Annotated in this window: 8 protein-coding genes; all 8 read right to left on the bottom strand. The window is 44.9% G+C overall.

The genetic code is table 11. The features are described 5' to 3' along the window. Positions 1–10: 10 nt before the first annotated feature. Complete coding sequence (locus SVI_RS15645; protein ID WP_172634443.1) at positions 11–4714, bottom strand: PKD domain-containing protein; 4704 nt, start codon at positions 4712–4714, stop codon at positions 11–13. Between the two features lie 331 nt (positions 4715–5045). After that, positions 5046–5585 carry a GNAT family N-acetyltransferase gene (locus SVI_RS15650; RefSeq protein WP_013052583.1) on the bottom strand — a complete coding sequence of 180 codons (540 nt, stop codon included), beginning with the start codon at positions 5583–5585 and terminating at the stop codon, positions 5046–5048. Between the two features lie 254 nt (positions 5586–5839). Further along, positions 5840–6256 carry a GNAT family N-acetyltransferase gene (locus SVI_RS15655; protein ID WP_013052584.1) on the bottom strand — a complete coding sequence of 139 codons (417 nt, stop codon included), beginning with the start codon at positions 6254–6256 and terminating at the stop codon, positions 5840–5842. Between the two features lie 630 nt (positions 6257–6886). Then, positions 6887–8137, bottom strand: coding sequence for a glutamate-5-semialdehyde dehydrogenase (locus SVI_RS15665; protein ID WP_013052585.1), 1251 nt, complete (start codon positions 8135–8137; stop codon positions 6887–6889). Between the two features lie 82 nt (positions 8138–8219). Then, entirely contained in the window at positions 8220–9338 is a 1119-nt protein-coding gene (proB, locus tag SVI_RS15670; RefSeq protein ID WP_041420421.1) for a glutamate 5-kinase, read from the bottom strand. A gap of 196 nt (positions 9339–9534) precedes the next feature. Continuing rightward, positions 9535–10824, bottom strand: coding sequence for an NCS2 family permease (locus tag SVI_RS15675; RefSeq protein WP_013052587.1), 1290 nt, complete (start codon positions 10822–10824; stop codon positions 9535–9537). Between the two features lie 1809 nt (positions 10825–12633). After that, positions 12634–12786: a hypothetical protein gene (locus SVI_RS21570; protein ID WP_013052589.1), complete on the bottom strand. Its 153-nt coding sequence runs from the start codon at positions 12784–12786 to the stop codon at positions 12634–12636. 105 nt (positions 12787–12891) lie between these two features. Next, the gene (locus SVI_RS15680) at positions 12892–14433 is read right to left on the bottom strand and encodes a M17 family metallopeptidase (RefSeq protein ID WP_013052590.1); all 1542 of its coding nucleotides are present in this window, start codon (positions 14431–14433) and stop codon (positions 12892–12894) included. Positions 14434–14625 lie beyond the last annotated feature (192 nt).

A 14625-nucleotide genomic window follows, 5' to 3' on the forward strand; every position in this document is an offset into this window, starting at 1 on the left:
AAAACTTGAATTAGACCAGTCTGCGTCTCACTAATAACAAAGCCGTTAAGAGCCACCAGCCACTCAGACTCCCGCCTGAATCATCAGTTGTTGATTCCCTCGATGTTGCTGTCGCCAATGTTTTATGGACCAGCAGCTGAATAGATTCGGTCAGAGTATTTGAGCCATCGGTTACGGTCAATTTCAGCATAATGGTCTCATCGCTGGATACCCTAGGCGCCGTTAGTGTCAAACTCTTTGCCGATGAATCTGCGATAGTGAGCGCCTTTCCTGATGTTTGTAGCCATTGATAGCTAAGCTTGTCATCATTGAAACCTAAGATATCCGCTGAGACAAAAATTAATTGCCCACCAGAGTAACTGCTCTTATCTGTCTGAATCGACAAGGACAAGACTGGATTTATTATGGTAATTCTAATTTCAGACTCCACAGTATCTAAACCGTCATTCACCGTGAGTTTAAGTAAGATGACCTGATTTCTGGACACTAGGGGCGCCGACAAGGTTAATTTTGCATCATCCGTTCCACTCAAACTCACCTTAATACCGCTCAGCTGTTGCCAATGAAAGCTAAGCCTGTCATTTTCGGCATCTTGTGTCGTGGAGGCATCCAGAATGATGTCGGCTCCCTCCTGCACTTGATAACTGCTTTTTAAGCTAATGACAGGTAGCTGATTAATCACTTCGGTCACCATCTTACCCACAGATGCGATCGCGCCGTTAAGCTTATAGTCTAGATCGTTTATCCCGCCATCTTCTATGGTTAACTGAATACAGTTATCACCGACATTTAACCCTGCAATATACTGCCCCGATAAGGCGACTGGACAGTTGCCCTCACTATCGACTTTGGCCGATGAAATGGTGTCCTTACCATTGACCCTAAAGTTAACCCAAGAATCAGACGAGCTATACAGCCTGTATATAGCTTTAGCTGGTATAGACTGACCATGTTCCAGAGGAATAACCACAGCTGGGTGTGCGCTAAATGAGCCTAAGTTGGTAATGCGATAATTGACTATGCTAGACACTGTGATGAAATGCGGGTCTAGACTATTTTCTACACCTGTACCTTGCTCACTGCCATGCTTGGCAATATTACCCTGTGTCACCGCCGAATATCTGCAATCGAAGCCGCATGATGAAAGTGCAACATGCCCTAAGCTCAAACTTAAATTAGCCAAGGTCTGCAGCGGTGCTGTGTTATCGGCAATAGGTAACCTAGTATTATCCGCCTCATCATCGAGGTAATCAGGGATACCATCGAGATCGCTATCTAGATACCCTTCCTCTCTATCGTTAATACCATCATTATCGCTATCCGCCCCCACAGACAAGGTCCCGGTACGCTTATGAATAACCAGATTTTGATGTGCTATTGTGGTTAATGCCCCCCAAGCATTATTGTCAGCGACACTGACCCCTAAGCTAAACACTTGCTGGGGCATACTTTTCGGATCAAATTCAAAACTGTTCCCTAAGCTATCTAGGTTTAAGTCTTCAATCGCATTATCGCTAGCCTGCCAGTTAATCTGGTGAATATCACCCGGGTTCTTATCGCTCACAAGAGCAAGCACAGTAACCAATCCCAGTGAAGGGTCTATTATTTGGGTCTGCTCTCCAGCTTGTTGCATCACCAAGGCTACCTGTGGAGCAAAATTATGCTCTGCCAAGGTCAAGACCTGTTTGTCATTAAGGATCACTGCATTATCGGCATGGGTCAGTGTGATTAACACTTGGTCGCCGTCTCTGGCTAGGCTTGAGATCTTAATATCGATATATTGCTCAATACCGCTATCGAATCTAACCTCACCAGTCGTTGGTCCGTCGATGGCACCCGATACTCGATACCCCACAATAACCGGATAGACTGCCGCCTCTCCGGAAAGGGAAACTGCAAGCCTATAATGACTGCCTGCTGGTAGATATTCTTCGCTCAATAGAGAGATTTGAGGCTGGATATGAATATTCAAATAACCTTGGGCCAAGTTGCCTGAGCTGTCTTTTGCTGACACAGCCACCCTATGTTTGCCCGACTTGAGCCTGAGTTTATCTAGACTCAGAGGGATCTGTCCATCAACGACATCGATTGCATATGCTGAGATCTTGGTGGATATATCTGTCTTGATACCGCGAGCATCTATCAATTCAACACCAGAGTCATCTATGACCGGCGAACGAGTATCGACAATATGGACAACCTGAATTTTAGTCGCCAGATTACCGGCGTGATCTTTGGCCGTCCACAATATCTTGTGGGTCCCCACTCCTAATGGCCCCTCATAATCCGAGCTAAGCGAAACTGGGTATAGATTATTGTCAGTGACCTCAGGAGCAACCAAGTTCAGTGCCGTCTTGTTAGCCATGGCTTCAAATGTTAATGGCAAAATACGACCAAATACCGGCGCCAGCTCATCACCCACACTCGAATTTAATGGCTCCGAGTCCCGCTCATCGACTATTCCATCATTGTCATCATCGGGATCGGCATTATTGCCTATGCCATCATTATCTGTGTCTGTGTTTTCACCTGCATCTCTAGGGAAAGCATCCCTAGCGTTATTGACACCATCGCCATCGATATCACTATCGCTGGAATCAGGTATAAAATCATTATCCAGATCATTGGGCTTATCCAATGGGTTTAACGGATTACTGCCCTCAGTGACTTCCACCGAATCACTATAGCCATCGTTATCATCATCGAGATCGGTATTATTGCCTATACCGTCATTATCGGTGTCGGTGTTTTCACTTGCATCTCTAGGGAAGGCATCTTGAATATTATTGACACCATCACCATCGATATCATTATCCAGTGAGTCCGGTACATAATCATTATCGAGATCATTGGGCTTATCCAATGGGTCTAAGGAATCGCTTCCCTCAGCTTGCTCAACCACATCGCTATAGCCGTCATTATCATCATCTGAGTCACATGCATCGCCACCATCGAAGCTGCCATCGGTATTAACCTGATTCGGATTAAACACCATAGGGCAGTTATCAACCACATCGGCAACACCATCACCATCGGTATCGAATACCGCACTAGGGTCCTCTATATTTAATACATATTGACCACCATTGCCATACTCAACAAACCCAGTAGCGGGATGAGTATCCGGTGAAACCCCATCGATAGTCAGGTAATAGTTACCGGCACCGAGAGGACCGATATATTCGAACTTGTTAGTACTCGTATTGAGGGGAAACAGATCACTTGAAGCCGAGCTAGCTATGATGACGCCAAAGCTATTGGTTAATGCCACATCAAACGCTAGATTAGCCCCTTGAAACTCACTTTCAGCCAACAAATATGACTCTACACCTATATTGACTGTTCTCGCCGATGCTAGAGTAAACGAGTAGACATCAACATCATCAACGACACCTGCTGGTGCAATTTGTCCCCTATGATCCTTACTAGGAAAAGGCAAAGGAGTGGCTGCAATAATGCTATCTCCAGCATCATCATCTAAGACACCCAGGACTCTAGTGATAATAGCGATATCATCCTGGTGTTGATTGGCATCGGCATAGTCACCACGACTCCATTGCACATAATTTTTACCGTATGGGGCTCCCATGATTGGTCCCCATTGGCCATGGCCAGAGTAATAGCCCCGAGTTGAGGTGCCATCATGAGTCAAACCCATCTGATGTCCAGACTCATGAGCATGAGCCATGCCCATATCTATACTTGTTACCCAGTTAAAACCCGTATTCGAGTAGTCGCTTACATTACCAAAAATGCCAACATAGGCGACTCCACCAGCACGATTAGGGTAAAAATCTCTCGTTGTGGTGGCAATAATTTGCGAGCGTTGGCCTATAGGGGTGGCATCGAAAACTGCCTGACTGGTGGTGATGTTAATATCAAAAATGGCATAGTCTTCCGCAACTTCTCGCCAAGTCAGCCAGATGATTTTTTTTTCTAAATCGGAAAAGTTGACTGTATCTGAGTCGTGACTATATGGCGTATAGTCAATGTCATTACCACTGTTATAGCTGTCATTCCAGTTAGTACCGCTTAGCCTTCCTCCCCAGTTATTCAGATACAAGGTTTTTGAGGCGCCGGGTTTACTCTCTAGTTGACGCAGATCCACTAAGCTAGGAATGTGCTCTGGTAGACGTACCTCAATTTCCTCCAGGCTATAATTTTCAGCCTCAGGATATTGCGCACATAAATATTGGTGGAGATCCTGCTTTATAAACTCCCCACGTCCGTATGTATCAAAATCGGCTCTATATAGCTCGCCTTTTGAGACATCATGAAGCTCCATGGCCACTATGTTCTTGTTGCTCTCGATTATCTTAAGTGAGCCTGCATTTTCTTTAAAAGAAATCACTGTCATAGCATCGACTGATGATTTGTTTTCCACTAACTCAGCATAAGCGCCAAACCGCTTAAGTGCCTTATCTGCACCGCTTAACTCGACCTCCTCTGCTAGGGTGCGTTTAACTATCCCGGTAACGCTCTCTCCATTAGGCAAGGTCAGCATGACTTCAGCTCCCCTGACTAATGTTTTTGTAGAGCGAATATTGAGGTGCACGCCAGCCGGGGCTAGTTCAGCCAAATTAAGCTCTGAGGTACCGCCAATCATTAGCGGTGAATTCAAGGAATAAATAGCGTTTTCAAGGGAGGCTGACAAGCCATAAGGAGAGACAAAACTGCAAAATAAAACACAAGTTAAAGGAATAAATCTTTTCATAATATCTAACAAAGTATTAACGTGACAGGAGTCTACCCCCACATACTTCATCAAGAAATCACAAATATGTACAAGTTACACAAGCGTGACGAAGATCACACTATCCAACATCGAAAGTACAGCCAATAACACTAATGATGACGGGATATTGACTATAAAGCTCTGATTAACAAATAAATGTCGGTATTATCTGTGTCATTAGCTTAGGTCATGAGTATGAATTGTGAATCTAAGTCGTGAATTTATACCAAGGGGTAAAAGCCTAATCCAATTTAATGCGATCTTAGCTAAATGCTAGAGGGACGAACACAGCCAAGGGTTTTTGCACTTATTAGTCAGCTAGTTTTAAATCAGATTGACACAAACCATACCCATAAGTATCTAGATATTGATTATTAATTAAGATGCTTTGTTTGAAACAAGCTTCACGAACAAAACTATGTTTTTCCAATAACTTATATGAATCGGCATTGTGAACTGAACAAAATGCTACTAACTTATTCAATTTCAACTCCTTAAACGCATACTCTTTGAGAAGCTTTAATGCACCACTGGCTATACCTTTCCCTTGGACGCTAGTCTTTAAAATGAAGCCAACTTCGGCGATTTTAGCCTCATGATTTAGTATTTTAAGCGCTATCCAGCCAACTTTTTCACCACATTCGATTTCGGTGATGGGCAGTGTGAGCCATGAGTCACTTTTTATATCCCAAGATTGAGATCTTATTTCAAATGCGAGTTTTGCTTCATCATAGGTAAGAGGCTTAGAGACATGCTGCATAATTGGTGAGCAAGTTAATATTTCTAAAAAAAAATCCCAATCTAATTTATCGAGTGGCATTAGTTTTATTCTTTCATCTGAGAGTTGCACGATTCTTCCCTATGCTTAATAGCAGCTGCAATTGTGCCCATAGGCACAGATCTTATAAACGCTCATGCACAATTAATAAACCTATGACTTTGTAGAGAGCCCCATATAACCTGATTAAATTTACGGCAGGCAAGGTCTTTTTACAAGACTTAGGCAAGCCTTGTATCATGATGATTTTGCAACATAGGCATAAAGTGGACCTAGTTAACTAATGCACTCATAACCAGTAAACTGCATTCGAAGCTAATTACAAATTATTGATAATGTTTCAGCATAAAATACCGTTCAGGGCTTCCTTGAAATCCCGCTACTGTTCCCACAATCTCAAAGCCAAGCTTTTGATAGAAGGCTGGGGCTTGAAAAGATAAGGTATCTAGTTGAGTAATAACACAACCTCGTTTCTTTGCCTCGGCTTCTGCGAGCTCCATTAATCTGCGCCCAAGACCAGTTCCTCGAGTCCCTTTATCTACCCAAACGACGTCAATTAAGAAGTTTCTATAAATCGTCTGTCCCGAGACCCCTGCAATGATTTTGTCATCCTCATCGCGAGCAACCACAGACAAAGCCTGAGTCTCTTCCGGCCCCATATGTTCATACTTATGCTCTCGAAGACCCGCGATAAGCGCATCGAAAACTACCGAGTCTTGTTCATTAATCACTTCAATTTTCACTGCATGGCCTCCAAGCCAAGATAAAGCACAAACAAAACTTTATTTACTTGTTAGCAGAATGTAAAGAACTCCAGCGTGCAAATTCAACTTGAAAAGAGAACCACCTTTTGAATAACCAAGTGTAGATGCGACTTAGGGCGTCGTATAAATGAGGCGAGCGGATTCCTTTCACTACCATAATCAAACACGCCTGAGGATTACACTGGCCCCGTTGGAAGTTGCCGAAGTGGTTTGCTGAAAATAGTGTAAGGCTCACATGGATGTGAGACTAGCTTTCGGGGGGCTTGGAAGCGTTAGCTATTTTCAAAAAACACGTAGGAATACAACTTCGCCGGGGCGTCATGGTACTTTGGTTTATGAAGAATCAAGGGTGAAGGTCATGATAATGACCTCTCTGAAAGAGGCATGGATACCGAACTGGATGTTAAACATGGATGTTATTGAAGAGGACGAGCAGTCCTCCGTACCCTAGTGTGGAATGGAATTCCACGACTTTAATTTCAAACGAAGTTTGAACAAACATTAGCGTATCAAAAATAGATATTAAGTTTCAGCTTTCAAACCTTTACCCGACATCAAATGAACCCCCAAATGCCCCAGCTTCATTCCAAGCAACTTCTCACTACAAAATTAGCTTCGAGAGGTATATTCACCGACACCAATCCACTTATAAGTGGTCAAGGCTTCTAGCCCCATGGGACCACGAGCGTGGAGTTTCTGGGTGCTCACCGCTACCTCGGCGCCCAGACCAAACTGGCCACCATCGGTGAAGCGGGTACTGGCATTAACATAAACTGCTGCCGAGTCCACCTGATTAATAAACTCTGCCGAGGCGTGAATATTATCGGTTAATATCCCTTCCGAGTGCCCACTGGAATAGGTTCTGATATGACTTATCGCCCCATCCATATCATCGACAATCTTGATGCCTAAGGTCAGAGATAACCACTCTTGAGCATAGGTTTCATCGGTTGCGGTCTCGATTGTCAGCCCTTGCTTTTCTGCAATAGCGATAGCGCTATCACAGCCATAAAAACTCACACCTAAAGCTGCCAGTTCCTGGTACAAATTAGGTAACATCTCAGCGGCGATATCTCTATGGATTAATGCCGTATCCAGCGCATTACACACGGTAGGACGCTGCACCTTAGCGTTGGCGATGACTTGAATAGACTTGTCAATATTGGCATCTTTATCGGCGTAGAGATGGCAGATGCCGACGCCGCCCAAAATCACAGGAATGGTCGCCTGCTCGGCGCATAAACGCTGCAGGTTTGGACCACCGCGAGGCACTATCATGTCGACATATTTATCCAGTTTAAGCAGCGCCGATACAAGGCTACGATCCGAACTTTTTATCAGCTGCACCGCATCGGCGGGGAGCCCTTGCTCAACAACGGCCTCGCGAATAGCTTCACTCAAGGCCAGATTCGACTGCAAGGTTTCCTTGCCGCCACGCAAAATCACAGCATTGCCAGTCTTAAGCGCTAAGACAGCAATATCCACGGTAACATTAGGACGCGCTTCATAGATAACGCCTATGACCCCAAGCGGCACCCGACGACGTGACAGACGCAAACCATTGTCCAACAACTGGCTCTCTAGCTCAGTGCCGACGGGGTCACTCAGGTTTATCACGTTATCGATATCTGCAATCACGGCTTTAAGGCGGGGCTCATCCAATAGCAGACGATCGACCATAGCATCATTGAGGCCATTCTCTTTCGCAGCCGCCACATCCTTTGCGTTAGCAGCGACAATAACATCACTTTTATCATTCAACTTAGCCGCAATCGCTTCCAGCAAAGCCTTTTTTTGAAGGCCATTTAGACCCGCAAGTGCATAGCTTGCCTGCTTGGCTTGCTGACCGAGTGCCTGCATATCTACTAGGTTATTCTCTATCACGTCTCTTCATCCTAAATTGTTTAGATGGACCCCAACTTAAGATCCATTAATTGTCGTTTTAAAGAACAACCATATCGTTGCGATGCACTATGGCATCGCCATAGTCATAGCCGAGTAGAGACTCGATATTATCTGAATGCTCCCCGGCTATTTTAATAAGATCTTTGGCGCAATAACGGCTCATGCCTCTGGCGTGTTCTTTACCGTCACGGTCAATAAGCTGCAGAGTCGCCCCGCGTTCGAACTCTCCGAGCACTTCAATTATGCCTTTAGAGAGTAAGCTTCGTCCCTTCTGGGTCACCGCCAATACTGCACCTTGGTCGAGTACCAGTTTACCTTTAGTCGCCTGGCCCGCTAAGATCCACTGTTTACGGCTCTCAAGTGGATTTTCTAGCGCGGTAAAATGAGTGCCGACGGGCACCTTACAAACAGATTTTTGTATCACCTGTGGATGATGACCCGAGGCAATAACCACCTCTACACCAGCCCTGCGGGCAATATCCGCCGCTTGTAGTTTTGTCGCCATGCCACCGGTTCCCAGACCAGACACGGCGCCTCCGGCTAACATGCGCAGGCTGTCATCGATATTAACCACTTGTTTAATAAGCTTGGCATCGGGATTTGAACGGGGGTCGGCATCGAATAAACCCTGTTGATCCGTTAATAAGATCAACAGGTCTGCATCACAAAGCAGCGCAGCTCGAGCCGAAAGATTGTCGTTATCCCCCACCTTAATCTCATTGGTCGCCACCGCATCATTCTCATTGATGATGGGGATAATCCCATGAGCGAGCAGTGCGTTGAGCGAGTCTCTGGCGTTAAGGTAGCGCTCCCTATCGTGAAGATCGGCGCGAGTGAGCAGCAGCTGGCCCACATGCAAACCATAAATACTGAATAGTTGTGACCAGGCTAGAATGAGCTGGCTCTGACCCACGGCCGCTAATAGTTGTTTATTGGCTAGCGTATCGGGGAGTACCGGGTAACCTAAGTGCTCTCGCCCTGCCGCGATCGCCCCCGAAGTACACAAGACAACTTCGACGCCCGCTTTCATCAAGGTCGCCATCTGTCTTGCTAACTCAACCATGTGTGCCTTATCCAGCTGCTTACTGCCGGACGTCAGTACACTCGTTCCCAATTTTACCACTACGCGGCGGTAACCAATCTCACTTAAATTCATTATCATTATAAAAAAAGAGCCGAACTTAGCGTTATACCCAATCCTGAGGACAAATGGTAGTCAGCTCGGCAAAAGAAGCATTAAAACCCGTTAATAGTGAATAAAACACATAAAAAAAGGCCATACCCTGTATGACCTTTAATTTTTTGCCGCTATCCCTTGATAGTATGCAATATTCAATTTAGCTCACTAATTGTTAACCATAGATAAATTTCGCGATAAAAAGTGCGGCTAACACCACCACGCCGACACTGAGATCTTTATAACGGCCACTCATTAATTTGATCACTGCATAGGAAATAAACCCCATGGCGATCCCTGTTGCTATCGAAAATGTCAGTGGCATCAAGATACAGACTACGACAACGGGAGCGGCTTCGGTCAAGTCTTCCCACTCCACATGCACCAAGCCTGACATCATCAGAATCGCCACGTAAAATAGTGTTCCGGCAGTCGCGTAGGCTGGCACCATGCCTGCCAAGGGTGAGATAAACAGCGAGAGCAAGAAAAGCAGGCCAACTACAACAGCAGTTAAACCCGTACGGCCACCGGCACTCACACCGGCAGTTGACTCGATATAACTGGTCGTTGTCGATGTGCCTAATATGGCTCCGGCTATGGTCGCCGTACTATCTGCAGTTAATGCACGTTTTAGCCTAGGTAAGCGTCCATTATCATCCAAGAATCCACCTCGCTGGGCTACGGCGATTAAAGTACCTGAGGTATCAAACAGGTCAACAAACAAGAAAGCGAACACCACAGATAACATACTTATCTCAAGCACACTGGCTAGGTCCATCTGCATAAAAGTCGGCATGATGGAGGGAGGCATAGAAACCACCCCAGCATATTGCACGTCACCGAACAGTACACCAAGTAGGGTAATAGACAGAATACTCACCACCACAGCCGATTTCATACCACGCTGAACCATGGCGATGATCAAGAAAAAACCTAATGCAGCCATAACGGCGGGAAACCCAGTGATATCTCCCATGGTCACTAGCGTCGTGGGACTCGCTACCACTATCCCAGCACTCTTCAAGCCAATCAGTGCGAGAAATAAGCCGATGCCTGCGGCGATGCCAAGCCGCAAGGACATGGGAATACTGTTTACGATCCACTCTCTTATTCTCACCAAGGAGATGATTAGAAAACAGATCCCAGATAAGAATACCGCCCCAAGTGCCGTCTCCCAGGTATAACCCATCTCGCCAACCACAGTATAAGTAAAGAAGGCATTTAGGCCCATTCCCGGAGCTAAAGCTATTGGATAATTAGCCACTATCCCCATGATCAAACAACCGATAGCCGCAGCTAGGCACGTTGCCACAAACACGGCGCCATGATCCATACCGGCATCGGCAAGCATCATAGGATTAACGAAGATAATGTAAACCATGGTCAGAAATGTGGTTAACCCAGCCAGGGCTTCCTGTTTTAACGACGTATGATTCTCTTTGAGTTTAAATAGTTTTTCTAACATGACGCTCAATCCCTGAATATGAGTGCTTTGAAACATGTGATCCGAATGTATATAGTCTGTGAAATCCAACTAAATGACAAACACTGAAAAGGTAAACACCGAAAGGCTGCAATGTTTTAAACTGGATTAGACTGGATTAGATTCGCCACCTCGCATTATAAATAGTTAACATCGCTGAATAAAAGGCAAAAAAAAGCCTGCTCAATGAGCAGGCAAAGACTAATTCAAGTATTCCAAATGGAAAGAGTTTCCGCGCTAACAGTTACACTGGCATATTGACTCGCTTAAAAACGATCATCAATATACAACTTGGGTCAAAATATCCCCAAAGGGAAAGGGTCGATAGATGGTAACTAGCTTGCTATCACAAGGGGTTAACTTAGATGATAGAAGGGGCAGTCAGCCCTTTTGTTCTCTACACATTTACTTATAAAAGGAAGGTTAATCCTTAAACGTCATCGGGTATAAACCACCACGTAAAGCATCAGTACAAAACCAAGTGCTGTGCCAATAAATGTGTTGCATTCCGGTATAAGACATAACTAATACTCCTAAACAAAGTTGTAATACTCACTCTATGTCAAACTTGATATTGCGTTAATCTAAACGCGATATCTCAGAGTCAACTTGTCGCTCGATTCCTTGGAGAATGATCCATCCTGGATAGACTTAGAGGTGGAAGGCATCATTGCCTAACCAACGAGAGAGATTATACCCATTCTGTAATTAAATTACAATATTTAATTTAAAATCAGCTAAAACCAAACAAAAAACAAGCTATTTACGTAATTAACAAACAAGATAACAATTGTTCGATGGAGTCAGCACTAGATACTAGTAGATTGGCCATTGTGCTTTAAAAATTAAACATAGAGATCATGACAAATAGTTCACTAAAAAAAATCGAAAAAAAAGCCTGCTCAATGAGCAGGCAACGACTAATTTCAAGCGTTCCGAAAGGAAAGAGTTTCTGCGCTAACAGTTACACCGGATTATCATTCAGTCATTTAAATTGAATGACTTAACAATAAACCTCTTGAGTCTAATTTTCCCAAAAGGGAATAAGGTTGATGGATGGTAACTAGATTGCTATCACTCAAAATAATGAAGTAAATAACAGGGTAGTCAGCCCTTGAAACTGAAACAACAAGGAGGGTTAGACCTTGAAGCTCATCGGGAACAAGCCGCCTTGCAAAGACTTAGTACAAAACCAAGTATTTTGCCAATAAACGTATTGCATTCCAGTATAAGAGATAGTCAATACTCCTAACAAAGTTGTAATTAAATTACTCTAATCATTCATACTTGCAGTCAGCCCTAGGGCCTTAGAAAGCAGATTAAACACGATAGAGTCAACTTGTCGCTCGATTCCTTGGAGAATTATCCTTCCTGGATAGACTTTATTGGAAGAGGCAGTTTGCCTAATCAATGGCATCATTATAGATAAGTGTAGTTTTATTACAACCTTTATTTGATCTAGATTAATAAAAGTTAAAATACGGGTCTATTTGAAGATAAAAGGTGTAAATTAACAACAAAAACTGCGGGTATTCACAGTGAGATCCGATCTGTCTAGATAATATGTAAGTATATGACATGGATAGACCCACTAATCACATAGATCTATTTTATATAGACACAATGCTAAGTTTAAAGTGGATGGCATACTCAGAGATACCCAGATAACAGTTTCTCGAGTCAGACCATAGGCTTATTAGCGCTAAGACCATGAGCACTCAGACCCTATGCTGCAAATAAAAAGGCTCATGAGTATAGGTTCCCATGAGCCTTTATATAGTCAATAACTTCTTACTTTTCTGCTTGAGTCATGTATTGAAAAAGACCCACCAATGCTGTAGCCGTTGGGCTGCCATAAAGCGGATGACCTTCAGTAGCACTGCCTGCTATGTCTACATGAGTGAAGGCCATAGGCTTATTAGAGTTCAGGCCATGAGCGCTCAAGCCTGATGCTTCTAGCAGAAACGCTGCCGGATACTGATGACCACGAGCCGTTACCGATAATAGATGCCCATTATTCCTATATCATGTATTAGCCATATACTTTTATTACTGTTCAGTTTTAGTCATGTACTTATATAGACCCACCAATGGCGTAGCCGTCGGGCTGCCATAAAGCGGATGACCTTCTGTAGCACTGCCTGCTATGTCTACATGGGTGAAGGCCATAGGAAGATCAGCATGCACACCATGGGCACTCAGACCCGATGCTTCCAATAAAAACGCTGCCGGATACTGATGACCACGAGCCGTTACGGATGACGGCCCATTATTGGATGAGAGTATATCCGCCGCACCGGATGGGTCGACTATTTTGGCAAAATCTTCACGACGCAACACGGACTGTTCAATAGGCTCGCCCCAGGCTAGGCCTAAGTTGGCCATACTAGCAGCCACGCCCGCCTGCTTCGCCACTGCATTTTCTACGGTGGCGGTATACCCACCGAAACAGCGCACCACGTGACCGGTTAATGTAGCCACCGAAAATAGTTCAGGCTTTACGGATTTCTCGGCCTTGATCCTCAGGTGTGAAAGTAGATCTGCCAGTACTAGGCGACCTTCGGCATCGGTATTACCAATTCTGACTCGAACGCCGGCATGACTTGTGATGATCTCATCGGTCACGAAGGCTTCACAGCCTATGCTGTTACGAACTAAGCCAAGTTCAGCAACCACACGGATCCCCTTAGGCTTAAGCATAGAGAGTGTCTTCATTAGCCCTGCAACTGCCGCTGCCCCGCCCTTGTCTCGACTCATGCCAGCCATACCACCGGCGACCTTGATATCGGCGCCACCGGTATCATAAATAACCCCTTTGCCCGCGTAAAAATAGGTATGCTCTATCTCGCCTTCGCCAACATACTCAAGCTTAACCACACGTGGCTGATGTCTGGCAACCGCAAATGATGATCGGCCCACCGCACTCAGCAGAGGATAATCCCGCTCCAATACGTCTCTGTCTTCCACCACACAAACCTTGAGACCGGAATCTTGATAGGCTGCGACACAATAATCGGCAAAGGCTGATGCAGACATGCGCTCAGGCTCTGTACCACATAGATCTCTGGCTAAGTTTCTGCCCGCCTCTATGGCGTTCAGACTCAGACTCGCTTGAGTCGAATTAAACAGACCTATGGCCTCGAATGCGGGAGTGTCACCACTGACTTCACGTCGCTCAAGGGCTTGCCATAACTCCTGACCACAGGATAAGGCGGCGACTTGGGTGGAAAATTGATAGCGCGCATCACTGTCAGCAGCAACAACCAATAAAGGGCGAATAGCACCGGCATCTTTGGCTAGCTTAATGCCCGCCCTCGCCGCATCGGCAAAGATACGCACATCTTCAAAATCATCTCGGCTGTTCTTCACCGGTGAGATGATCAAGCGGCCACCAGCGAGCCCTGGGGCAAATAATAGAGTCGGCAATTGACCAACACGCTTATCTACTTTAGCGCCATGTTCCGCCAGCAAGGTCACCTCATCGAAACCAGATTTACTGATATCTGTGGTCACTATGACCAAAGCATCCCAACCACTGCCTTCGAAGATTGCATCACCATCGAGTACATCAACAAAATTAACCTGAGCCATGAACCATCCTTCTGCTTGTGAGATCGTGTGATTTCATTCTATAACTCACAGGTAATACATTGTTTTAACTGTGTAATTAAAGAAGGAACACTTTATTATTGTACGCACTTTATAATGCTTTATTAGCTAGCATTATTCACTTAAGTTAAGCCGATGCCAAGTGCTTATAAAATATTCTGGTAACTTTGTACA

Origin of the sequence: Shewanella violacea DSS12, from assembly GCF_000091325.1 — a bacterium.
In the GTDB taxonomy this organism is placed as follows: Bacteria; Pseudomonadota; Gammaproteobacteria; order Enterobacterales; family Shewanellaceae; genus Shewanella; species Shewanella violacea.